The organism is Duganella sp. sic0402 (assembly GCF_019219065.1).
GTDB lineage: Bacteria > Pseudomonadota > Gammaproteobacteria > Burkholderiales > Burkholderiaceae_D > Rugamonas.
Genome location: NZ_JAHUWK010000001.1, coordinates 841,603 through 865,066 on the forward strand (window position 1 = coordinate 841,603; position 23,464 = coordinate 865,066).

General features: G+C 62.9%; 17 protein-coding genes. 7 read left to right on the forward strand and 10 right to left on the reverse strand.

The features are described from left to right. The first annotated feature begins 19 nt into the window (after positions 1-19). A complete protein-coding gene (locus KW842_RS03585; RefSeq protein WP_229223461.1) occupies positions 20-5,035 on the forward strand; it encodes a response regulator in 5,016 nt (1,671 codons plus the stop codon). Between the two features lie 8 nt (positions 5,036-5,043). Here the strand turns inward: KW842_RS03585 and KW842_RS03590 are convergent, their stop codons facing one another. From KW842_RS03590 to cyoA, 8 genes are read right to left on the reverse strand one after another with little or no spacing between them, the layout of a single operon-like run. Next, positions 5,044-5,625, reverse strand: coding sequence for a 2'-5' RNA ligase family protein (locus tag KW842_RS03590; protein ID WP_218302694.1), 582 nt, complete (start codon positions 5,623-5,625; stop codon positions 5,044-5,046). Then, positions 5,622-6,161, reverse strand: coding sequence for a response regulator transcription factor (locus tag KW842_RS03595; RefSeq protein ID WP_218302695.1), 540 nt, complete (start codon positions 6,159-6,161; stop codon positions 5,622-5,624). The genes KW842_RS03590 and KW842_RS03595 overlap by 4 nt, the downstream gene beginning before the upstream one ends. A gap of 3 nt (positions 6,162-6,164) precedes the next feature. Beyond that, on the reverse strand, positions 6,165-7,532 hold the full coding sequence (locus KW842_RS03600) for an ATP-binding protein (protein ID WP_218302696.1): 1,368 nt from the start codon (positions 7,530-7,532) through the stop codon (positions 6,165-6,167). Then, positions 7,510-8,298 (reverse strand): SURF1 family protein, encoded by a 789-nt coding sequence (locus KW842_RS03605; protein ID WP_218302697.1) that lies wholly within the window; start codon positions 8,296-8,298, stop codon positions 7,510-7,512. Before KW842_RS03605 ends, KW842_RS03600 begins: the two co-directional genes overlap by 23 nt. Beyond that, positions 8,295-8,699 (reverse strand): cytochrome o ubiquinol oxidase subunit IV, encoded by a 405-nt coding sequence (gene cyoD, locus KW842_RS03610; protein WP_218302698.1) that lies wholly within the window; start codon positions 8,697-8,699, stop codon positions 8,295-8,297. The genes KW842_RS03605 and cyoD overlap by 4 nt, the downstream gene beginning before the upstream one ends. Then, complete coding sequence (gene cyoC / locus KW842_RS03615) at positions 8,696-9,325, reverse strand: cytochrome o ubiquinol oxidase subunit III (protein WP_218302699.1); 630 nt, start codon at positions 9,323-9,325, stop codon at positions 8,696-8,698. Before cyoC ends, cyoD begins: the two co-directional genes overlap by 4 nt. Continuing rightward, the gene (cyoB, locus tag KW842_RS03620; protein ID WP_218302700.1) at positions 9,318-11,318 is read right to left on the reverse strand and encodes a cytochrome o ubiquinol oxidase subunit I; all 2,001 of its coding nucleotides are present in this window, start codon (positions 11,316-11,318) and stop codon (positions 9,318-9,320) included. The genes cyoC and cyoB overlap by 8 nt, the downstream gene beginning before the upstream one ends. A 2-nt stretch (positions 11,319-11,320) precedes the next feature. Further along, a complete protein-coding gene (gene cyoA / locus KW842_RS03625; RefSeq protein WP_218302701.1) occupies positions 11,321-12,322 on the reverse strand; it encodes a ubiquinol oxidase subunit II in 1,002 nt (333 codons plus the stop codon). Between the two features lie 133 nt (positions 12,323-12,455). On the opposite strand from cyoA, the gene KW842_RS03630 reads away from it, so the two are divergent. Together KW842_RS03630 and KW842_RS03635 are read left to right on the forward strand one after the other, a co-directional pair. Beyond that, complete coding sequence (locus tag KW842_RS03630; protein ID WP_218302702.1) at positions 12,456-13,808, forward strand: MFS transporter; 1,353 nt, start codon at positions 12,456-12,458, stop codon at positions 13,806-13,808. 123 nt (positions 13,809-13,931) lie between these two features. After that, positions 13,932-15,734 carry a thiamine pyrophosphate-requiring protein gene (locus KW842_RS03635; RefSeq protein ID WP_218302703.1) on the forward strand — a complete coding sequence of 601 codons (1,803 nt, stop codon included), beginning with the start codon at positions 13,932-13,934 and terminating at the stop codon, positions 15,732-15,734. Here KW842_RS03635 and KW842_RS03640 read toward each other — a convergent pair. Continuing rightward, the gene (locus tag KW842_RS03640) at positions 15,731-17,401 is read right to left on the reverse strand and encodes a methyl-accepting chemotaxis protein (protein WP_218302704.1); all 1,671 of its coding nucleotides are present in this window, start codon (positions 17,399-17,401) and stop codon (positions 15,731-15,733) included. The genes KW842_RS03635 and KW842_RS03640 overlap by 4 nt on opposite strands. 303 nt (positions 17,402-17,704) lie before the next feature. On the opposite strand from KW842_RS03640, the gene ppk2 reads away from it, so the two are divergent. Next, positions 17,705-18,550 (forward strand): polyphosphate kinase 2, encoded by an 846-nt coding sequence (ppk2, locus tag KW842_RS03645; RefSeq protein WP_373925134.1) that lies wholly within the window; start codon positions 17,705-17,707, stop codon positions 18,548-18,550. Further along, positions 18,550-18,744, forward strand: a complete 195-nt coding sequence (locus KW842_RS27835; protein ID WP_373925135.1) for a glyoxalase superfamily protein — start codon at positions 18,550-18,552, stop codon at positions 18,742-18,744. The genes ppk2 and KW842_RS27835 overlap by 1 nt, the downstream gene beginning before the upstream one ends. Here KW842_RS27835 and KW842_RS03650 read toward each other — a convergent pair. Then, positions 18,654-19,289, reverse strand: coding sequence for a response regulator transcription factor (locus KW842_RS03650; RefSeq protein ID WP_229223462.1), 636 nt, complete (start codon positions 19,287-19,289; stop codon positions 18,654-18,656). The two genes, KW842_RS27835 and KW842_RS03650, sit on opposite strands and share 91 nt — an antisense overlap. 126 nt (positions 19,290-19,415) lie before the next feature. On the opposite strand from KW842_RS03650, the gene KW842_RS03655 reads away from it, so the two are divergent. Both KW842_RS03655 and KW842_RS03660 read left to right on the forward strand, forming a co-directional pair. Then, positions 19,416-20,327, forward strand: a complete 912-nt coding sequence (locus KW842_RS03655; protein WP_229223463.1) for an alpha/beta fold hydrolase — start codon at positions 19,416-19,418, stop codon at positions 20,325-20,327. A 76-nt stretch (positions 20,328-20,403) separates the two neighbouring features. After that, positions 20,404-23,352, forward strand: coding sequence for a sensor histidine kinase (locus KW842_RS03660; protein WP_218302706.1), 2,949 nt, complete (start codon positions 20,404-20,406; stop codon positions 23,350-23,352). The last annotated feature ends 112 nt before the right edge of the window (positions 23,353-23,464 follow it).

A 23,464-nucleotide genomic window follows, 5' to 3' on the forward strand; every position in this document is an offset into this window, starting at 1 on the left:
CAGAGGAGCGCGCCCTGAGTTGAACCATCACGCCCCCACCCGTCCCGCTGTGGCGGCCGCGTTGCGCTGGCTGCGCGCCGCCATGTCGATGCTGGCCGTCTGCCTGGCCAGCTTGCTGCTCGCCGGTACCCCCGCGGTCGCCGCGCCGGAGCGCTGGGACCAGCTGGCCACGCCGCTGTTTGAGCACCTGGGACTGGACCAGGGCTTGCCGCACCCTGTCGCCATGACGCTGGCGCAGGACGCCGATGGCTATATCTGGATCGGCACGCAGAGCGGCCTGGCGCGCTGGGATGGCTACCGCGTGCGCAGCTTCCATAACAGCGCCGACGATCCGGGCAGCCTGCCCGGCGATTTCGTCCAGTCGCTGCACCAGGACAGCACCGGGCGCCTGTGGGTCGGCACCGCCGCCGCCGGCCTGGCCATGTATGACAAACTCAGCGAACAATTCATCCGCCCGGTAGACGAACTGACGCGCGGCCAGATCAGCGCCATTGCCAGCGACAGCAAGGGCCATTTATGGATAGGCACGCCGGATGGGCTGAAATACTACGACACCGTCAACCGCAGCATCCGCCGCTACAGCCACGAGGACACGCCCGGCCTGCCCGACAATCAGATCCGCTCCCTGCTGACCGACCACGCCGGCAATCTCTGGATAGGCACCGCCACCGGCCTGGCGCGCATGAAGCCGGGCGGCACCATCACGCGCATTGCCATCACCGGCGAAGCGCCTGGGGCCTGGAGCGACAGCGTGCTGGCGCTGGGTGAAAACAGCCGTGGCCAGATTGCGTTCGGCACGCTGAAAAGCGGTATCGGCATCGTCGATGGGCGCGCCGACAGCGGCCGCATCGTCTCGCTCAAGGGCGTGAAGGACGCGCGCGCCAATATGGTGCTGGCGGTGACAGAGACGGTGCCGGGCATCTGGTGGGCCAGCACCTACGGCGGCGGCGTCATCGAATACCGCACCGCCGCCAACAACAGCGTGCGCATATTGCACCAGCCGGCCGTTCCCTTCAGCCTCAGTAACGACCGCACCGCCGCCATGCTGCGCGACCGCAGCGGTATGGTCTGGGTGAGCACAGAACGCGGCGTCGACATCTTCAACCCCTATACCGAAGCAATCGACGCGGTGTTCGGCGCCCACGGGCTGCTGGAAGCCAGTGTCTCGGCGCTGATGACCGATACCCATGGCGACGTGTGGATAGGCTTGGCCGACCAGGGCGTCGACATCGTACCCACCGACGGTCCGCGCCGGGCGGCGCTGCGCCCCGACCCCAACAACCCGGACGGCGCGCTGCCGAACCGCATGATCCTGTCGATGGCCGAAGCCGGCGTCGGCGAAGCGTGGATAGGCACGCAACTTGGCCTGTACCGTACCAGCCAGCATGGCGCCGAAGTGCGGCGCGTGCCGCTGCCGCAGGGGAATCCGCATCCACGCGTCGGCACCATCCTGGTCCGCAAAGGCGAGCTATGGCTCGGCACCTTTGAAGGCCTGCTGCGCTACAAGCCGGCTACTGGCTCGGTGATGCAGTATGTACAGGGCGGCCAGGGCGCCGGCGGGCTGACCGATAACCGTGTCCACGCGGTGACCTCCGATGTCGACGGCAGCCTGTGGATTGGCACCCGCAATGGCTTGAACCATCTTGATCCGGAAAGCGGCAAAGTGGAGCAGATCAAGGCAAATCCCGGCAAGCCGGACGGCCTGTCCGAACCAGTGATCAACGCGCTGACGCTGGACCGGCGCGGGCGGCTGTGGATAGGCACTTTCGGCGGCGGCATTTGCGTGATGACCGGCCGCGACGCGCTGGGCGATCCTGTATTTGAGCGCGTCGGCATGGATGCGGGGCTGTCCTCCAGCACCATCCTGGCGCTGCGCTCGGACCCGCTGGGCCGCATCTGGGCCACTACCTCGGACAGCATCGCCGTCATCGATGCCAGCACGCTGCGCGCACGCACGCTGAGCCGCGCCGACGGCCTGGCGTTCCGCAGCTTCTTTATCGGCGCCAGCACGGTCACGGCCGAGCACGACCTGATATTCGGCGCCTCGTCCGGCATGGCAGTCGTCTATCCGGGCCGCCTGAATGACTGGTCGTATCGCCCGCCGCTGGTGATCAGCGCGGTGCGGCTGGACCAGCGGCCGGTGTCGCCCGCCGAACTGGCTACCAAGGATGGGCCGACGCTGGTGCTTCAGCCGGACAACCAGAGTTTCGATGTCGAGCTGGCGGCGCTGGACTACTCGGCGCCGCAGCGCAACCGCTACGCCTATACGCTGGAAGGCTTCGACCAGCGCTGGATTGAGGTGGATGCCAGCCGCCGCATCGCCACCTACACGCATCTGCCGCCCGGCCACTATGTGCTGCGTATGCGCGGCAGCAACCGCGACGGCTTGTGGAATGTCGAAGAGCTGATCATGCGCGTGGTGGTTCTGCCGGCCTGGCATCAGACCTGGTGGGCGTGGCTGCTGTACTTCGTGATCACCTGCGTGCTGGCCTGGACCCTGATACGCTGGCGCGTGCTGCATCTGCACCGCAAGCAGGAAGCCTTGCAGGCGGTAGTGTATTCGCGCACGCAGCACCTGGAAAAACTGAACGCCATCGTCAAGAGCATCAACGAGCAAATGGATTTTGACGCGCTGCTGCAAACCATCCTGCACGAATCAACCATCATCAAGGGCATCGACTCGGCGCTGGCGCTGGTGCGCGAGCAAGGCACCGACACCCTCAGCCTGCGCGCCGCCTGGGGCCGTATCGACGCCACCGCCGACGCTTACCGCATCGACTTGCGGCAGGCGGAGCTGCGTTATGCGCCGGCCGACTGCATGATCGCGCCCGACATCTTTGAAGTGCACCATCCGAATTCGCTGCCGGGCGACGTCTGCGCGCTGCTGTCGGTGCGGGTGGTGATCGACGGCCAGGTGGAGGGCTATCTGATCTTTGAGAACTACCAGTACCAGGCCACCTTCGCCGCCGACGACCTGGACCTGCTGAAGGCGCTGAAGGAGCCGTTCACCTCCGCCTATCTGAAGGCGCGCGCCATGCGCGTGATCGAGAAAGCGCGCGCCAACGCCGAAGCGGCCACCCAGGCCAAAAGCGAATTCCTGGCCAATATCAGCCACGAGATCCGCACCCCGATGAACGCCATCCTCGGCTTCGCCGGCCTGGGCACGCATCTGGACCTGCCGGCGCAGCCGCTGGACTACTTCCGCAAGATCAGCCGCGCCGGCCAAAGTCTGCTACAGATCATCAACGATGTGCTGGACTTCTCCAAGATCGAATCCGGCAAGCTGGAGCTGGAAGCCCTGCCCTTCGACCTGCCGGACACACTGAACCAGATCGCCGACCTGTTCGCCTGGCGTGCCGCCGAACGCGGCCTGGAGCTGGTCATCGGCGCGGCGCCCGATGTGCCATGCAATCTGCTGGGCGATCCGCTGCGGCTGGGACAGATCCTGGTAAACCTGGTCGGTAACGCACTCAAATTCACCGCACGCGGACATATCGAACTGCGGGTCGAGGTCGAACCCGGCAGCCTGCCAGTAACGCCCGGCGGGCCGCTGGTGTTGCGCTTTATCGTCGAAGACACGGGACTTGGCATTAGCGAAGAACAGCAGGCGCGCCTGTTCCAGGCCTTTGCGCAAGCCGACGCCAGCACCACCCGGCTGTATGGCGGCACCGGCCTTGGGCTGGCGATTTCGCAGCAGCTGGTGCGCAAGATGGGCGGCGAATTCCGGGTCGACAGCGAACCTGGGGTCGGCAGCAGTTTCAGTTTCACGGTGCAGCTGCAGGCAGCAGCCGACCAGACTGCGCGCGTGCAGCCGGTGCCGCCGGCCGCGCAGGACAAGCGCGTGCTGGTGGTGGACGACAGCGAAGCCACGCGCTATATGCTGAAAGCCCAGCTCAGCATGCTGGGACTAAAAACGCGCGCCGTCCCCTCCGGCACTGCGGCGGTGGCGGCGATGCAGCTCGATCCCTACGATGTGCTGCTGATCGACGCCGACATGCCGGACCTGGACGGCATCGACACGCTGCATCGTATCGCCACCGATCCCGAACTGGCTGCCGTACCGGCGGTACTGATGGTGACCGCGTATGCGCGCGAGCATGACAAGGAAGTCATCGAACAGACCCGCGTGACGCCCTTCCTTGACAAGCCGGCCAATCCGCAGCAGCTGCGCAGTGCCGTGCTGTCGGCGCTGGGACTGGAGACGCTGCAGCCGGCAATTCCCATGCATGCGCCACCCTCGGTGGCGACCCAGCGCATCCGTGGCGCGCATGTGCTGGTGGTGGACGACAACTCGATCAACCAGCAAGTCGCCAGCGAGATACTGCAACGCGCCGGCGTGCGCTCGGACCTGGCCAGCAGCGGCGAGGAAGGCGCGCGCATGGTTGATGCAGGCAGCTACGACGCAGTGCTGATGGATATCCAGATGCCGGACATGGACGGCTACCAGGCAACAGCGCTGATACGCAAGAACGAGCGCCACGCCACACTGCCGATCATTGCCATGACCGCGCACGCGGTCGCTGGCTATCGCGAACGCTGCCTGGAACGGGATATGAACGACTACGTGACCAAGCCGATCGACCCGGACACGCTGTACGCCGTGCTGGCCACCTGGGTGCAACCGGACCTGAGCCGTTCGGCCACCGCCGATGCAATCGAAGCCGACGCCGCAGCCGCGCGCGCCGCCTCGGCCACCATGGCGCCAGTGGCCGGCATCGATCTCCAGGCGGCGATGGAAAGGCTGGGCGGCCACAGCGCCTTGCTGTCGCAACTACTCAGCCTGTTCGCCAATGACTTCAACGCATCCTTGCAGCAGATACGCGCCGCCGTCGATGCAGGCGACCTGGCGCAAGCGGCTGAGCTGGTGCACAAGATACGCGGCGCGGCCGGCAATCTGTCGGCCAATGAGCTGTTCCGCGCCGCCAGCACGCTGGAAGACCGGCTCAGAGCCGAGCCGCCATCGATGCCCCAACTGCTACAGAGCTTTGTTCAGGAGTTCGACGTGGTGATGGACAGCGCCCGCAAGAAACACTGATCGCGCGCTCAGAAACGCCAGCGGGCAAGGACGTTGTAAGGCCGCGCCTGGCCGATGTGGCTATGCAGTAGCAGCAGCTCGCGCACCGGCCATTCAACCGGCTCGACGCCCTCCGGCGCGGCAGTCACATCGTCATACAGCAGCGTGAGGTGCGGCGTGTAGCTCGCAGGATTGCCGCTGATGCCAGCCTTGAGCAGGCCGCCCGCAAGGTTGCGGTATAGCGCAGTCACACCAGTCACGCCATCACCGCCGGTCAGCACGAATGGGCGGTTGCGGGCGCGATTGATAAAGGTCTGCGCGGTATCGAAGCTGACGCTGAAAGCGTGCGTGGAAGCCGCCACCAGCGCAGCAGCCTGCGTGGCGCGCGCCAGCAAGGCGTCCGGCATGCCGGTGAAATCGCCCAGGTTGCACAGGGTGCAGTGCAGCTTGGCGTCGGCAATGGCGCGTCCCTGCATGCCGTGCCGCGCTTTCAGCTGGGCGGTCAGCGCGCCAATCTGCGCAATCGCCTGGGCATCCGGCGCGATGGCGAAGAAAATCCGCTCGGTCAGCTTGGGCGGCGGTTCAAAGTCGAATAACGATCCCTGGCTCATTTGACACGCTGCTTTTCCAGCTTGCGCGCCAGCGTGCGGCGGTGCATGCCCAGGCGGCGCGCGGCCTCGGAGATATTGAAGTCGGTTTCGGCCAGCACCGCGTGGATGTGCTCCCACTCCAGCGTCTTCACCGAGGTCGCGCGCGAGGTCAGTTCCAGCTCGGACGCGCCGGCGACGTGTTCGAAGGCCGCCTCGATATCGTCGGTATTCGACGGCTTGGCCAGGTACTGGCAGGCGCCCAGCTTGATCGCCTCCACCGCCGTGTTGATGCTGGCGAAGCCGGTCAGCACCACGATCAGCATCTCGCTGTCATGCTCATGCAGCATCTGCACGCAGGCCAGGCCGGACGAGTTGCCTTTCAATTTCAGGTCGACCACCGCGTAGCCGGGCGAGTTATCGACCAGCAGCGCGCTGGCCTCATCGACATTCTCCGCCAGCAGCACCCGGTAGCCGCGACGCTCAAAAGAACGCCCCAAAGTCCGGGCAAAGGCCGCATCATCTTCCACCAGCAGCAGTACTCGCTCGTCTGTAGTCATCGTTTATTGTTGTTCCGGTTTGATCTCGATGGCGGACAAGGGCAGCGTCAATCGCACCATCGCCCCGCCCTTTTCCATATTGGTCGCCGTGACTTCGCCGCCGAGCGTGCGTGCCACGTTCACCACCAGGAACAAACCCAGCCCGCCGCCCGCGCGGCCTTTGCTGGAATTATAGGGCTTGCCAAATTCCGACAGTATACCGGGCGCAAAGCCCGCACCGTTGTCGGTGACCTGCAATACCAAGGTGCCGCCTTCTATGCTGGCTTCCATGCGCAGCCACTGCGGCGACGCTTCCAGCGCATTATCCAGCACATTGCAGATCATTTGCTTGAGCGTGGAATCGGACACCACCGGCAGGTCCAGCGAAATGCGGTTGTCAAACTCGAACATCACCACCGGGCGGCCGACGCGCCATTCCGCCACCACCTCATCGAGGAAGGTGTTGATGGTGGTGGCGGCAGACGATTCGCCGCGCGCCTCGCCGGCCGACATCAGGATGCCGCTCACAATGGATTTGCAGCGCTTCAGCTGCGTCTGCATTTCACCGATTTCCTCCAGCAGCACCGGATTGCCCTTGAATTCGGGCATGCGCTTCCAGTCGCCCAGGATCACCGCCAGCGTGGCCAGCGGCGTGCCCAGTTCATGCGCCGCGCCGGAAGCCAGCAATCCCATGCGGACGATGTGCTCCTCCTCGGCCGCGCGCTGGCGCAGGTCCGACAGCGTGGCCGCGCTGCTGCGCATATTTTGCATGATGCGGGTGATGAAGATGACCAGCAGCGCCGCATCGAGGATGAAGCAGATCAGCATCCCCTGCACATACAGGCTGAAGATGCCCAGCGCGTGATCCTGCGGCAGCGGCAGCGGCTCAGAGAACAGCGCCAGCCCGGCAATACACGCGCCGGTAACGATCACAATGGTCCAGGTGGACCAGGTTTCCAGCAGCACCGCACCCAGGATCACATGCAGCAGGTACAGGAACACAAAGGGATTGGTGGCGCCGCCGCTCAGATACAGCTGCGCCGTCAGGCTGGCCACGTCCACCGTCAGCGCCAGCAGCAGTTCGCTATTGGACACCACCTGGTTTTCCTGCCAGCGCAGGATGCTGGCGACGTTGAAGGCGATCAGGCAGGCCAGCACATTCAGCATGGCCGGCATCGGCAGACGTACGCCGAGCAGGATAGACGCGGTGGCGATGGTGGTGATCTGGCCGATCACGGCGATCCAGCGCAGCTGGATCAGCTGCTGCATGTTTTTATGACCGGCCGCGTGGCTGATATTGCTGGCGGAGGCGTTGGCCGACGCCAGCGGTTCGACTACCGGCAGCCGCATGCGGCCGCCGTCGTAAGGATTATGATTTTTGTTTGCGCGCATCTCGGATGACCCATACCGTCGCAGCCGCCACCATCAGGGCCAGTGCGTACCAGGTGATAGCATAAACCAAATGGTTGTTGACGAAGGAAATAACCGTCAAACCGCCCTTCGGCTGTTCACCTTCCACCGGTCCCGCCGCCAGCGCGCTGGGCGCGTCGGCATCGATAAAGTATGGTGCGACCGCCGGCAAACCGCGCGCCTGCGCCAGCGCCTGCACGTCGCGGGTGTACCAGTAATTCCGGCCCGGTTCGTTCTTGCGCAGCCGGCCCGGAATCTCGCTCATGCGCAGCAAGCCGGTCACCGAAACTGCCGGACCTTGCGCGCTGCGGCACGCGTCGGCCGCAGCCGCCGGTGGCGCCGGCTGCGGTTTCCAGCCGCTGACGCCAGCCGGAATGAAGCCACGGTTGATCATCACGATGCCGCCGTCCGGCGTGCACAGCGGGGTCACCGCCCAGTAGCCGATACCGCGTTCCAGCGACGCCAGCACCTGTGTGGTCGCGCCTTCCAGCAGCACGCCGCTCAGCTGCACCGGACGGTAGTCGTCCGCTTCAGCGTTGAGCTGCGGCCATTGGCCGATCGACGGCGCCGCTGCGGGTGCGCCATGCACGCGCTGGTCAACCCGTTCGATCAGCGCCAGTTTCCATTGCAGCCTGAATACCTGCCACGTCCCTAAAGCAAAAAACCCTGCAAACATCACCCCGGCCACGAGGGCCAGGATGACGCGCAGGGCGCGGGAACGTTGGCGCTTAGTTGCGCCGTCCGTCATTGCATGTCTTGCATGTTATGAACATCGTTGCCCATCGAAGGCATCATGTTCTTGTTCATGTGGTACATGACCCAGATCGAACCAGCCAGCACGATCACCAGCAGCACCACGGTGAACAGCGTCGACAGCATCGACCAGCCGCCTTCCGCCTTGTTGTTCATGTGCAGGAAGTACTTCATGTGGACCAGTACCTGCACTGCCGCGAAGGCCAGGATGACGATGGCGGTGGTGCTCGATTTGTCGATCACTTTGCCCATCACCAGCCAGAACGGAATCGCGGTCAGGATCACCGACAGGATGAAGCCGATGGCGTAGTCCTTCAGGCTGCCGTGGTTGCCATCATCGTGTTCGCCGTGATGGTCGTGGTGATCATGCTCAGAGTGGTTATGTGGTGCGCTCATGGCAGAACTCCCATCAGGTAGACAAAGGTAAATACACCGATCCAGATCACGTCCAGGAAGTGCCAGAACATCGACAGGCACATCATGCGGCGGCGGTTCTCAACGGTCAGGCCGTGCTTTTTCAGCTGGAATACCAGCGTGATCAGCCAGATGGTGCCGAAGGTCACGTGCAGGCCGTGGGTGCCGACCAGCGCGAAGAACGAGCTGAGGAACGCGCTGCGCTGCGGACCGGCGCCTTCGTGGATCAGGTGCAGGAACTCATACATCTCCAGATACAGGAAGGCCAGGCCGAACACGCCGGTGACCAGCAGCCAGCCGATGGTCGCCTTCAGGTTCTTGCGCTGGGTGGCGATCATGGCGAAGCCATAGGTGATCGACGACAGCAGCAGGAAGCCGGTATTGATAGCCACCAGCGACAGATCGAACAGTTCCGCGCCCGACGGGCCGCCCGCATAGCTGCGGCCCAGGACTGCGTAAGCAGCGAACAGGCCCGAGAAAAGCAGGCAGTCGCTCATCAGGTAAATCCAGAAGCCCAGCAGGGTGCCGTTTTCCGGATGGTGGTCACGCACGTAGTAACGCGCGCTTGGGTCTGCGCTCAGGGCGCCGTTTGCGTTAATTTCAGACATGGCTTTCCAGGAAACGAGTATGCGCGTCTTCGGTACGAGTGACTTCATCAGCTTTGATGTAGAAATCGCGCTTGTAGTTAAAGGTGTGAACGATGATCGCGCCGATCATGACCGCGAACGACACGGCTGCCGGAATCCACATCTGCCATACCATGGCGAAGCCGAACACGAACGACAGCGCCGAGATGATAAAGCCAGCGCCGGTGTTTTTCGGCATATGGATATCGACGAAGCCTTTCAGCGGACGCTGATAGTGGTTGGCTTTCATGTCTGCCCAGCTGTCGCTGTCGTGCACCACCGGGGTGAACGCGAAGTTGTAGTCTGGCGGTGGCGACGAGGTAGCCCACTCCAGCGTACGGCCGCCCCAAGGGTCGCCGGTAACGTCGCGCAGTTTCTCGCGGTCTTTCCAGCTCAGGAAGATCTGCAGGATGAAGGCACCGATACCACCAGCGATAATCACAGCACCAATTGCAGCGATGACGAAGTAGATCTGCAGCGATGGGTCATCGAAGTGGTTCATACGACGGGTTACGCCCATGAAGCCCATGATGTACAGCGGGGTGAACGCAACCCAGAAGCCCACCAGCCAGCACCAGAACGATACCTTGCCCCAGAACTCGTTCAGCTTGAAGCCGAAGGCTTTCGGGAACCAGTAGTTGATACCGGCGAACAGACCGAACACCACGCCACCGATAATCACGTTGTGGAAGTGAGCGATCAGGAACAGCGAGTTGTGCAGCACGAAGTCGGCTGGAGGAACGGCCAGCATCACGCCGGTCATACCGCCGATGACGAAGGTCAGCATGAAGCCCACGGTCCACATCATCGGCACGGTGAAGCGAATGCGGCCTTTGTACATGGTGAACAGCCAGTTGAAGATCTTGGCGCCGGTCGGGATCGAGATGATCATCGTGGTGATGCCGAAGAACGAGTTCACACTTGCGCCGGAGCCCATGGTGAAGAAGTGGTGCAGCCATACCAGGTAGGACAGCACGGTAATCACGACGGTTGCATACACCATCGAGGTGTAGCCGAACAGGCGCTTCGACGAGAAGGTCGATACGACTTCAGAGAAGATACCGAATACTGGCAGTACCAGGATGTAGACCTCAGGGTGGCCCCAGATCCAGATCAGGTTGACGTACAGCATAGGGTTACCACCGAGTTCGGTGGTGAAGAAATTGAAGCCGGCGATACGGTCCAGCGACAGCAGTGCCAGGGTGATGGTCAGGATCGGGAAGGTCGCGACGATCAGCGCATTGGTGCACAGGGCGGTCCAGGTGAATACTGGCATTTTCATCATCGACATGCCAGGCGCGCGCATCTTGACGATGGTGGCGATCAGGTTGACGCCGGATAGTGTTGTACCGACACCGGCGACCTGCAAGGACCAGATGTAGTAATCGACCCCGACATCAGGCGACGCCTCGATACCCGACAGTGGCGGGAAGGCCAGCCAGCCGGTCTTGCCGAATTCGCCGACGAACAGCGACACCATGGTCAGCATCGCGCCGAAGGTGGTCATCCAGAACGAGAAGTTGTTCAGGAACGGGAACGACACGTCGCGCGCGCCGATTTGCAGCGGCACCACGTAGTTCATCAGGCCGGTGACCAGCGGCATGGCGACGAAGAAAATCATGATCGTGCCGTGGGCGGTGAACACCTGGTCATAGTGGTGCGGCGGCAGGAAGCCGGCATTGTCGCCAAAGGCGATCGCCTGCTGTGCGCGCATCATCAGTGCGTCGGCAAAGCCGCGCAGCAGCATGATGATGCCCAGTATCATGTACATGATACCGATTTTCTTGTGGTCGATCGAGGTGATCCAGTCGCGCCACAGCGGACCCCACAGGCGGAATTTAAACATGACGGCCAGCAGCGCGAGGCCGCCGATTGCCACCATGGCGAAAGTGCCGATCAGGATAGGCTCGTGGTATGGAATTGCTTCCAGCGACAGCCGTCCGAAGATCAGATTGGTCAGGTTCAGATCAGACATGGTCATTCTTTACGGGTAGGTTGAGCAGTTGCGGCGACTTCGGTCGGCTCGCACACCTCGTCTTTAGGCAGCTTCTGCGTGGCCACGGCAGCCTTGATGCGGGTAGCATCCTGGTGCATCTGGACATTCATGCAAACTTTGCCGTCAGCGACGCAACGGTTCACGACACGGCTGAACAGGTCAGCATCGACGCTACCGAAATGCATGATCGGATGCTTGATGGTCGGTTTGTCCAGCGCCATGAATTCAGCACGGTCCAGCTTGGCGGTCGAAGCCTTGGTCTTGGCAACCCAGGCGTCAAAATCGCCCTGCGACACGCCGTGGTACTTGAAGCGCATCTGCGAGAAGCCGGCGCCGCTGTAGTTGGCCGAGAAGCCGTCATACACGCCTACCTTGTTCATTACCGCATTCAGCTGCGTTTCCATGCTAGGCATGGTGTAGACCATGCCGGCCAGCGCAGGAATGTAGAACGCATTCATCACCGTGGTCGAGGTCATGTGGAAGCGCACCGGCACGTCGATAGGCGTCACCAGTTCATTCACGGTAGCGACACCCTGCTCCGGATAAATGAACATCCATTTCCAGTCCATCGCCACCACTTGCACTTCCAGCGGCTTGACATGCGGCGCCAGCGGACGATTTTCATCGATGCGGCTCAGCGGACGGTAAGGATCGAGCAAGTGGGTATAAATCCACGTGATCAGGCCCAGCACGATGATGATCAGCAGCGGCGCGCCCCAGATCAGCAATTCGAGCTTGGTCGAGTGGTCCCAGTCTGGCTTGTATTCAGCGGCGGTATTTGACTTTCTATAGCGCCAAGCGAACAGACAGATCAAGAACATGACAGGTACGATGATCAACAGCATCAGCAAAGTTGACACAACAACAAGGTGTGCCTGCTGCGCTGCGATATCCCCGGACGGATTCAGCACGACCATATCGCAGCCAGCAAGCCACAATAACGGTGCGAGGAGCAATCCACGACGAACGATAGGAGGAATCATGCGGTAATTTAGATTACAGATTGTTGGGATCATGCTACTGTACTCACGACGGACTGTTCTTGCCATTGGACACTTTGTCCTACCCGCCTGGACATCGCCGTGATAACAATTACTTAACACGAGACAAGAGACTATGGCTAACACGACTTCTATCAGTGACGTCCAAGCTGGCGTCCACGAACATCATCAAACGAGCCCAGGCGCACGCAGCATCAACGCCAGGGATGGGCATATCTCTCCCGGAGAAATTGCAATTGGCGTGGTCATCGGGCGCGCCTCCGAGTATTTCGACTTCTTTGTCTACGCAATCGCCTCGGCCCTGGTCTTCCCGTCGGTATTCTTTCCATACGACAGTAGGCTTGACGGCACACTATACGCCTTTGCGATTTTTGCGCTTGCGTTTATTGCTCGGCCGATAGGAACTGTCGCATTTATGGCAGTTCAACATCACTTCACCCGTGAAACCAAGCTCACGCTGGCCTTGTTGCTGATGGGCGTCTCCACCGCCGGCATCGCCTTCCTTCCGGACTACGCCAGTTTGGGTACGGCCTCGATTGTCATTCTGGCGCTATTGCGGATTGGTCAAGGCATCGCCCAAGGCGGTTCCTGGGACGGCCTGCCGTCGCTGCTGGCGCTGAACGCGCCCGAGCACAAACGCGGCTGGTACGCGATGCTGGGCCAGCTGGGTGCGCCGATCGGCTTCGTGATTGCCGCCGGCCTGTTCTCTTACATGCTGGCCAATCTCAGCTCGCTGGACTTCCTGGAATGGGGCTGGCGCTTCCCCTTCTATGTGGCCTTTGCCATCAACGTGGTGGCGCTGTTTGCCCGGCTGCGCCTGGTGACCACGCACGAGTACTCGCACCTGCTGGACGAACACCAGCTCGATCCGGTGCCGGTCGGCGAACTGATGAGCTCGCAAACCCGCAACGTCATCATCGGCGCGCTGGCTGCGCTGGCCAGCTATGCGCTGTTCCACCTGGTGACGGTGTTCCCGCTGTCGTGGATTACCTTGACCTCGCAGCGCTCACTTGCCGGCTTCCTGCAAGTGCAGATGGTGGGCGTGACGCTGATGGCGATTGGGATTGTCATTTCCGGCTACGTGGCTGACCGTGTCGGCCGCCGCCGCACGCTGGGCACGCTGGCCACGATGATCGGCATCTTCAGCCTGGCCGTGCCATTCCTGATCGGCAGCGGTGAAACCGGCCAGGACGCATTCATCCTGATCGGCTTCTCGCTGCTGGGCCTGTCTTACGGCCAGGCCGCTGGCGCGGTGACGGCGCAGTTCCCGCAACGCTTCCGCTACACCGGCGCGGCCCTGACCAGCGATGTCGCATGGCTGGTCGGCGCAGGCTTCGCACCGCTGGTGGCGCTGGGCCTGTCGTCGCACTTCGGCCTGGCCTACGCCGGCGTCTACCTGTTCTCCGGCGCTGCCGCCTCGCTGGCTGCCCTGAGCATTAACCGCGCCTGGAATATCCGCGACAATTAAACCCTGCAGCACACCCGGCCGCCCCACGCGGCCGGGCCTCTCCCAGCGCACGTTATCGCTGCGCAATAGTCGCCCCCACCGATAGAATCAAGCCACATTCTTCCATTTTTAGTGAGGTGTGGCATGGCGACAACAGTGGGCGACTTCATCTTAAAAAGACTATCAGCATGGGGTGTGACCCGTGTTTACGGCTATCCCGGTGATGGTATTAATGGTGTAGTTGGAGCCTTCGGACACAGCGATACAGGCATCGAATTTGTGCAGGTGCGTCATGAAGAATTGGCCGCTTTCATGGCCTGCGCCCACGCCAAGTTCAGCGGCCAACCGGGCGTCTGCCTTGCCACTTCCGGTCCTGGCGCCATCCACCTGCTCAACGGCCTGTATGACGCCAAGATGGATCACCAGCCGGTGGTGGCCATCGTCGGCCAGCAAAGCCGCATGGCGCTTGGCGGCGACTACCAGCAGGAAGTCGACCTGCTCACCCTGTTCAAAGACGTCGCCCACGATTTTGTGCAGATGGCCACCACGCCGGAGCAAGTGCGCCACCTGATCGACCGCGCCATGCGCATCGCCATCGAGCGCCGCACGGTCACCTGCGTGATACTGCCCAACGACGTGCAGGAACTGAAGGCAGTGGAAACCCCGCCGCGCGAACACGGCACAGTCCACAGCGGCATCGGCTACACTGGCCACGCGGTCGCGCCACGCCACGAAGACCTGCAACGCGCAGCGGCAGTGCTCAACGCCGGCAAGAAGGTCGCCATCCTGGCCGGCGCCGGCGCGCTGCACGCCACCGACGCGCTGATCGCCGTGGCGGACCGGCTGGGCGCCGGCATCGCCAAGGCGTTGCTGGGCAAGGCCGCCGTGCCGGACGACCTGCCCTACGTCACCGGCTCCATCGGCCTGCTTGGCACCAAGCCCAGCTGGGACCTGATGAACGAATGCGACACCCTGCTGATGGTTGGGTCGGCCTTCCCTTATTCCGAATTCCTGCCCAAGGAAGGCAAGGCGCGCGGCGTGCAGATCGATATCGACGCGCGCATGCTGAATATCCGCTACCCGATGGAAGTGTGCCTGACCGGCGACAGCGCGGCCACGCTGGAAGCGCTGCTGCCGCTGCTGGAGCAGCAGACTGACCACCACTGGCGCCGCCGCATAGAAAACAATGTCGCCGACTGGTGGCAGGTGCTGGCGGCGCGCGCGATGAACGAGGCCAGGCCGATCAATCCGCAGCGGGTGTTCTGGGAACTGTCGCCGCGCCTGCCGGACAATGTGATACTGACTTGCGACTCCGGCTCCTGCGCCGGCTGGTACGCGCGCGACCTGAAAATCCGGCGCGGCATGGATGCCTCATTGTCGGGCGGGCTGGCATCGATGGGTTCGGCCCTGCCGTACGCGCTGGCGGCAAAATGCGTGCATCCGGAGCGTCCGGTGGTGGCGCTGCTGGGAGATGGCGCGATGCAGATGATCGGCATTAACTCGCTGATCACCATCGCCGCGCGCTGGCGCGCGTGGAGCAATCCGCAGATGGTCATCATGGTGCTCAACAATGGCGACCTGAACATGGTCACCTGGGAACAGCGCATCACCGAAGGCGATGCAAGATTACCGGCATCGCAAGATCTGCCCAACTTCCCCTATGCCGCCTATGCCGAGCTACTGGGGCTGCGCGGCATCCGCGTGGAAGATCCGGAGCAGATTGCCGCCGCATGGGAACAGGCACTGTCCTCGCCGGTGCCGACGCTGCTGGAAATGGTCACCGATCCCGACGTGCCGCCGTTGCCGCCGCATGTGTCAGCCAAACAGGCGGCCAATTACGTCCGCGCCATGCTGCGCGGCGACCGCGAGGCCGCCGGCATCATCACCGCCACCATCAAGGAAGTGTGGGACGGCTTGTTCCCCGGCCGTCCCAACAATGAGAACTAGAACTGCTCCCAGTCGCCACCGCCGGCGGCCACGTTGCGAGCGGCCGCGCGTGGCGCTGCCAGCTGGCTGACGCGCGCCGTGGACGCAACCGTCTTCAGGCGTGCGCCGTGTGGTGCGACAGCCTGACTCGCATCAAGCTTGAACGCATCGACCACCTGCGCCAGGCTGACAGCCTGTTCCTGCATGGATTCGGCGGCAGCGGCAGCCTCTTCCACCAGCGCCGCATTCTGCTGCGTCACCTGGTCCATTTGCGAGATGGCCTGATTGATCTGCTCGATGCCGGCATTCTGTTCCTGGCTGGCCAGCGAGATATCGGCCATGATGTCGGTCACGCGCTTCACACTGTCGACGATCGCGACCATCGTCTCACCGGCCTGGTCGACCAGTCTGGCACCGGCATCAACCTTGCTCACCGAGTCGTCGATCAGCTCTTTGATTTCCTTGGCGGCCGAGGCTGAGCGCTGCGCCAGCGTGCGCACTTCCGACGCTACCACAGCAAAGCCACGCCCCTGCTCGCCCGCCCTCGCCGCTTCCACCGCCGCGTTCAGTGCCAGAATATTGGTCTGAAAAGCGATACCGTCAATCACGCCGATGATATCGACAATCTTCTTCGACGATTCATTAATCGCCCCCATGGTCTGCACCACTTGCGACACCACCGCACCGCCGCGCACCGCCACCTCGGACGCCGAATTGGCCAGCGCGTTCGCCTGCTGGGCATTGTCCGCGCTCTGCTTGACGGTCGAAGTCAGCTCTTCCATCGACGAAGCAGTTTCCTCCAGTGAGCTGGCCTGTTCTTCGGTACGCGATGACAGGTCCTGATTGCCAGTGGCGATCTGGCGCGACGCGGTGCTGATCGTTTCAGTGCCGGCGCGCACTTGGCCGACGATACTGGCCAGGCTGCCGTTCATCGCCTTCAGCGCAGTCAGCAGCTGGCTGACTTCGTCGCGGCCGGTCACAGCGATGTCGTGGGTCAGGTCGCCAGCAGCCACGGTCTGCGCCAGCACTACCGCCTCGTTCACCGGACGGGTGATGGACCGGGTGATCGCCACCGCCATGACCACCGCCGCCACCACCGCCAGCAGCGCCGTGCCGAGCAGCACGCGCACAGCAAACTGGTAGTCGCGGTCGATCTGCTCGATCTGATTGTGGTTTTGCAGTTCCTGCAACTCCACCATGGAGGTGATCAGCGCAAGCGTGCCGTCCTGCTGCTTCTGCACCGAATTCAACAGGAAGGCAGGGGCCTCGGCGGCCTTGCCTTCGTTGACGATCTGCATCACCTGACTCAGCAGGCGCAGCGTTTCCGGCGACTGCGTTTTGATGTCTGCATACAGCTGCCTGGCTTTTTCAGTGCGCACCAGCGTCCCCAGTTTCTCGGAGCTGGCCAGGAAGTTTTTTTGCGCGCCTTCGATGCGGCCTTGCATTTTGGCCTGCATATCCTTGTCGGCGTACAGTATGTAGTTGCGGGCCGAGCGCGCGATCAGGTTCAGCTCCAGCAGCATGGTGTTGGACAGCGCGATCTTGGTGTTGTTCTCATTGACCACCACGTCCATGCGCGCCTTGTTGCTGGACAGCGAAGACCAGCCTATGCCCGCGATAACGATCAGCAATACCAGCACCGCGCCAAAAGCCAGGTTCAGGCGCGTGCCTATCTTGAAATTGTTCATTGAATTCTCTAGTGCTTAATTGGGAGGAAGATTTCGGCGGGGTAGAGGCCGAAGACGCGATCTGGCGACCGGTAACGCAACGCGGCGGGGTAATATCAGGCGCGCGTGACAGTGTAAATTGATTATTACCATATAGCAAGTATTTTGACGATTGCGCAAACATTTGCGTCATCGGCCTGTCATATTTGTTGCGTAATCTGCCCCTCAACTGAAAATGAGGAGTATTGCGTGAACCTGAACGAGCACGAATTGCTGGACCGCGTCAGCCGCGAACTGACTGACAGCTACGACGAAGAACTGGAAATGGAGCTGGAAGACCGCGAAATCGATCCGCTGACCAAGCAGGTGGTCGAGCGCGAGCGCGGCGAACAGGCCAAGGAAGAGCGCCGCCTCTACTTCCGCGAGCTGTTCCGCCTGCAAGCCGAGCTGGTCAAGCTGCAGGACTGGGTGGTCCATACCGGCCACAAAGTCGTGATTCTGTTCGAGGGCCGCGACGCCGCCGGCAAAGGCGGCGTCATCAAGCGCATCGTGCAGCGTTTGAATCCGCGCGTCTGCCGCGTGGCCGCACTGCCAGCACCGAACAACCGCGAGCGCACGCAGTGGTACTTCCAGCGCTACGTCTCGCACCTGCCGGCCGCCGGCGAAATCGTGTTGTTCGACCGCAGCTGGTACAACCGCGCCGGCGTCGAGCGTGTGATGGGTTTCTGCACCGACGAGCAATACGAGGAATTCTTCCAGACCGTACCGGAATTCGAGCGCATGCTGGCCCGCTCCGGCATCCAGGTCATCAAATACTGGTTCTCCATCTCCGACGAAGAACAGAACGCCCGCTTCCTGGGCCGCATCCACGATCCGCTGAAACAGTGGAAACTCAGTCCGATGGACCTGGAGTCGCGCCGCCGCTGGGAGGAGTACACCCGCGCCAAGGAAGTGATGCTGGAGCGTACCCATATTCCGGAAGCACCGTGGTGGGTGGTACAAGGCGTGGACAAGAAAAAGGCGCGCCTGAACTGCATCCACCACCTGCTGTCGCAGATGCCGTACGAAGAAGTCAGCCATCCGGAAATCCATCTGCCGGAACGCGAGTACCACGACGACTACGTGCGCCGCCCGGTGCCGCAGGAAATCATCGTCCCCGAGGTGTATTAATCGCCAAGCAGTACAAGCACGCCCGCCCCGGCGTCGAGGAAGTGCCGTGGGGCGGCCGTGCAATGACGATCAAGGATACGGCAGGCAACCATTTGGTGTTCTATCAGGCTTCCCAGAATCCCCGCTTGAGCGCGATGGTGACCGCGTGGGTGCGGTCGCGCGCGCGTAGCTTGGCCAGAATGCTTTTCATATAGGCCTTGATCGTGTCTTCCTTCAGGCCCAGCTGGCTGGCGGCACGCTGGTTGGAGTGGCCTGTTGCAACCAGCTTGAGCACATCGGTTTCGCGTGGCGTCAATGGTTCCATCGTCAGCACATTCGGCAGGCTGCGCGTGACTTCCAGCGGCAGCCGGCTATCGCCCTCATGCACGCTGACCAGGTAATCCAGCAATTCCGCACGCGCCATGTTTTTTAGCAGGTAGCCGCTGGCGCCGGCCTTCAGGCCACGGTAAATCTGCGCGTCGCCGCTGAAGGTGGTCAGGATGATGATGCGCGCCTGCGGATCGATGGCGCGGATGGCGGCAATTGCCTCGATACCGCCCAGGCCCGGCATCTGCAAATCCATCAATGTGATGTCGGGGCGATGCTGCTGAAACAGCGCAACCGCCGCGTCGCCATCTTCCGCTTCCGCCACTACCGTTACTTGCGGACTACGCGCCAGCACCGCCGCAATGCCACTGCGCAGCAACGGATGATCGTCAGCGATCATCACCCTGATCTCCCCTGCACTTCTGTCGGACATGGTCCTGCTCCTTAAGCCATATAAACAGTGTAGCACCCTCTCCACGCGGCGCTGCTACCCGATCGGGTGTAGTGAGTAATTCGCTGGTCGCCTACGATGGCTGGTCTTATCACCAAGGAGCATGCTATGAACATCCCATCCGCCAAGTCGCTGTACAGCGGCTTCCTGTTGCTGCTGGCCGCGCTGACGCTGGCGCCAGCCCAGGCCCAGGCGCCGAAAAGCAATTTCGCCGAAGTCAACGGCGTCCGCCTCCACTACCTGTCCGCCGGCAAGGGCGATCCGGTCATCCTGCTGCACGGCTATACCCAGTCCAGCCACATGTGGCTGCCGCTGATTGCCGAGCTGGCCAAGGATCACCTGGTAATCGCGCCTGACCTGCGCGGCTTCGGCCAATCGGCCACGCCGGCCGGCCCGTACACCAAGTCGGTGATGGCGCAAGACGTGCACGCGCTTGCCACCAGCCTGGGCATCAAATCGGCCAAGGTAGTCGGCCACGACATCGGCCTGATGGTGGCCTACGCCTACGCCGCCCAGTATCCGAAGGAAGTCAACAAGATCGCACTGATGGACGCCTTCCTGCCCGGCGTCGGCAACTGGAAGGATGTGTGGCTGCTGCGCGACCTGTGGCACTTCCACTTCTATGGCGAAACGCCGCTGGCGCTGGTGGCGGGCCGCGAACGCACCTACTTCGAACACTTCTGGAACGACTTCGCGGCCGACAAAACCAGGTCGCTGAGCGAAGCCGACCGCAAGTTCTACACGGCGGAATACGCCAAGCCCGACCACATGCGCGCCGGCTTTGAGGTGTTCCGCGCGTTTGAGAAGGACGCCGCCGAATTCGCCGCCTACGCCAAAAAGCCGCTGGATATCCCGATGCTGGTGCTGACTGGTGAAAAAGCCTCCGGCACCGTGCTGATCGACCAGGCGCGCCTGGTCGACAGCAAGGTCGAAGGCGTGATCATCAAAGGCAAAGGCCACTGGCTCATGGAAGAAGCCACCAGCGAAGTAGTGCCCAAGCTGGTGCAATTCCTGAAGTAACAAGCTAGTTGCTGATATAGAATGTGTCGATCCCCTCGACACATTCCAGATGATGGTGCTACGCCGGCTTTTCCCTTTGCTGTTGCTGCTGTTGCTGCTGTTGCTGCTGTTGCTGCTGATCCGCATGCCGTCCGCCCTGGCCACGCCGGCGCAGATCGATATGCATCACATGAGCTGGGCCGCGCGCGACGGTGCACCGCAGATGGTGCTGACCATGGCGCAGACGCGTGACGGCTGGCTGTGGCTGGGCAACAACAACGGCCTGTTCCGCTTCGACGGCGTACGTTTCGAACGCTACGCCGAACCTGGCCACAAGCTGCCGGGCAGCGCAGTCGCCACGCTCACCAGTTTTGACGACGGCGCCCTGTGGATAGGCTACCGCTATGGCGGCGTCAGCGTACTGGAGCGCGGCGTGCTGCGCCACTACAACGAACGTGACGGCCTGCCGGCGAGCGGCGGCGTCTGGGGCCTGGAACGGGATGGGACCGGCCGTACGTGGGCAGCCACGGCCCAAGGCATGTTCTATCTTGACCACGCGCGCTGGCACGCCGCCAGCGATACATTTGCGCTTCCCGTGACCGTCTACAAAACCCTGCTGCGCGACCGCCACGGCGATCTGTGGACGCAGGGAAACGAAGGCGTATACCGGCTGACAGCAGGCGCACGCCAGTTCGTCAAGGCAACGCCGGAGGCCGGTATCGGCGTGGTGCTTGAGGCGCCGGACGCCAGCGTGTGGAGCTGGAACGCGCCAGGCGCCAAGCTGCGCCAGCTCGCCGCGCCGGCAGCCGGCGCAGTGTCGCGCCGCTGGGCCATCGACGGCAATGTGACCAGCATTATGTTCGACAGCCATGGCGACGCCTGGGTCGGACGCACGGACGGCGTGGAATATCACACGCAGCACGGCTTGCAGCGAAACGGCTACCAGCAGGGACTCAGCGGCCCCTGGGTAACCGCCATGTTTGAAGACCATGAGGGCAATATCTGGATCGCGACCTCCACCGGCATCGACCGCTTCCGCCACAAGCGCATCGCCACGGTTCCAACGCCGGTGCAATTCAATATCCGGCCGCTGATGGCTGACAGCGACAACAGCGTGTGGATCGGCCGCCTCAACTACACCCCGAAGCCGGACGGCACATTCAGTATGGCGCCGGTGTGGCGGGACAGGCCCGGCAACTGGGGCACGGACCCGGTCAGCATCCACCGCGATTCTGCAGGCGTGCTGTGGCTGGCGCCCTACGGCGAGCTGTGGCGCAAGCAAGGCAGTGCGCTGCGGCGTGTTCCGCTGCCGCAGGAAGGCGGCATGATACTCAGCATGGCCAGCGGGGATGACGGCGCCTTATGGGCGGCGTTCCTGACGCTCGGCGCATACCGCCTGGGAGCGGACGGCGGCTGGCAGCATATGGGGCCGGCCACCGGGCTGGCCGACGAAGCACCGTCGGTGCTGAGCAGCGCGCCCGGACGTGGCCTGTGGCTGGGCTATCCGCGCAGCCGCCTGCTGCATCTCCAGAATGGACAATGGCGGCGCTACGGGCCGGCCGAGGGCCTGGCGCTTGGCATGACACAAGCCATCCACCTGAAAGGCGCCAATGTATGGATAGGCGGCGAAAACGGCGTCGCTCTGCTGCGCGAAGGCCGCATCATCCCGGTCGCGGGAGCCGGCGGCCTGAACTTTGAGGGTGTGTCCGGCATCGTGGAACTGGACGATGGCGATCTCTGGCTGCACGCAGCCAACGGCCTGTTCCACGTACGGGCGGCGGAAATCGCCCGGCTGCTGCGCACCCGTGGCTACCAGGTGGGCTATGAGCGCCTGGACAGCGTCGATGGACTGGATGGCATCGCACCGGCGCGGCTGCCGGTGCCGTCGATGATACAGGCGGCCGACGGCCACCTGTGGCTGTCCACCACGGCGGGCGGCTTTCGTTTCGATCCGCTGAGCCGCCCCGCGCCGGCACCGCCGGTGGCGGTGCAGATTCGCGCCATCGGCCAGCCAGGGCAACTGGCGCCGGCGCAGCAAGGCCAGCGCCTGCCGCAAGGCACGACTGCGCTGCAAATCGACTATACCGCGCTGGCGCTGGCGATGCCGGAACGCGTGGACTTCCGCTACCGGCTCGATGGCGTCGATACGCAATGGCAGCAGGCTGGCACGCGCCGCACCGCCTACTACAACAATCTCGGTCCCGGCGACTACCGCTTCAGCGTACAGGCGACCAGCTATGACGGCGTCTGGGGCGAACAGGCCAGCACACTCAGCTTCAGCATCGCGCCAACCATCACGCAAAGCCGCTGGTTCAACGCCGCGTGTGCATTGCTGCTGCTAGCCGCGTGCTGGGCGCTATACCGCTGGCGCCTGCACACATTCGCCGCCCAGGTGACAGCGCGGCTGCAAGAGCGCACCAGGGAACGCGAGCGCATCGCGCGCGAACTGCACGACACCATACTGCAATCGGTGCAAGGCATGATCCTGCACGTCCACGCCGCGTCGTTGGAACTGCCGTCTCGCGAACCTGCGCGGCTGATGATCGAACAGGCGCTCCGCCAGGCCGATGACGCTTTATCGGAAGGCCGCGACCGTGTACGCGACTTGCGCGCCGGCGAGCCGGACGAACAGGATCTGGCGCAAGCCATCGAGCACGCCGGACAGCGGCTGCGCATGCAAGACGCGGCGCCGCTGCAAGTGCGGCTTGAAGGCGAGCCGCGCAAGCTGCATTCGCTGGTCTATGAAGAAGTGCTGGCCATCGCCACCGAAGCCGTCGCCAACGCCTACCTGCACGCCAGCGCCGAGCGCATTGACGTGCTGCTGCATTACAGCGCGCGCGAATTCGCGCTGTGCATCCGCGACAATGGCACGGGCGTGCCGGCCGAGGTGATTCAGGCAGGAGGCCGCAGCAACCATTGGGGGATGCGCGGCATCATCGAGCGCGCGGAGCGCATCAATGCCCGGATCAGGCTGCGCAGCGACGCCGGCGCCGGCACCGAATGGCGCCTGACGCTGGCTGGCGCGCTGGCGTACCGCACCAGTTAACGCGAGGTAGCTGGCGGGAAGGGAAACCAGGCATCTCACAAACGCCATCTCCGTCGTCCCGGCGCATGCCGGGACCATACTGAATTTGCTTGGCGTACGCCCTATGGACGGA

Excerpts from the sequence above, each read along its gene's own strand:
- ppk2 (WP_373925134.1), top strand. The coding sequence starts at position 17,705 with ATGGAGCTGGAAGACCGCGAAATCGATCCGCTGACCAAGCAGGTGGTC.
- cyoA (WP_218302701.1), bottom strand. The coding sequence starts at position 12,322 with ATGATTCCTCCTATCGTTCGTCGTGGATTGCTCCTCGCACCGTTATTG.
- KW842_RS03635 (WP_218302703.1), top strand. The coding sequence starts at position 13,932 with ATGGCGACAACAGTGGGCGACTTCATCTTAAAAAGACTATCAGCATGG.
- KW842_RS03600 (WP_218302696.1), bottom strand. The coding sequence starts at position 7,532 with ATGCGCGCAAACAAAAATCATAATCCTTACGACGGCGGCCGCATGCGG.
- KW842_RS03595 (WP_218302695.1), bottom strand. The coding sequence starts at position 6,161 with ATGACTACAGACGAGCGAGTACTGCTGCTGGTGGAAGATGATGCGGCC.
- KW842_RS03590 (WP_218302694.1), bottom strand. The coding sequence starts at position 5,625 with ATGAGCCAGGGATCGTTATTCGACTTTGAACCGCCGCCCAAGCTGACC.
- KW842_RS03655 (WP_229223463.1), top strand. The coding sequence starts at position 19,416 with ATGAACATCCCATCCGCCAAGTCGCTGTACAGCGGCTTCCTGTTGCTG.
- cyoD (WP_218302698.1), bottom strand. The coding sequence starts at position 8,699 with ATGAGCGCACCACATAACCACTCTGAGCATGATCACCACGACCATCAC.
- cyoB (WP_218302700.1), bottom strand. The coding sequence starts at position 11,318 with ATGTCTGATCTGAACCTGACCAATCTGATCTTCGGACGGCTGTCGCTG.
- KW842_RS03605 (WP_218302697.1), bottom strand. The coding sequence starts at position 8,298 with ATGACGGACGGCGCAACTAAGCGCCAACGTTCCCGCGCCCTGCGCGTC.
- KW842_RS03650 (WP_229223462.1), bottom strand. The coding sequence starts at position 19,289 with ATGTCCGACAGAAGTGCAGGGGAGATCAGGGTGATGATCGCTGACGAT.
- cyoC (WP_218302699.1), bottom strand. The coding sequence starts at position 9,325 with ATGTCTGAAATTAACGCAAACGGCGCCCTGAGCGCAGACCCAAGCGCG.
- KW842_RS03630 (WP_218302702.1), top strand. The coding sequence starts at position 12,456 with ATGGCTAACACGACTTCTATCAGTGACGTCCAAGCTGGCGTCCACGAA.
- KW842_RS03640 (WP_218302704.1), bottom strand. The coding sequence starts at position 17,401 with ATGAACAATTTCAAGATAGGCACGCGCCTGAACCTGGCTTTTGGCGCG.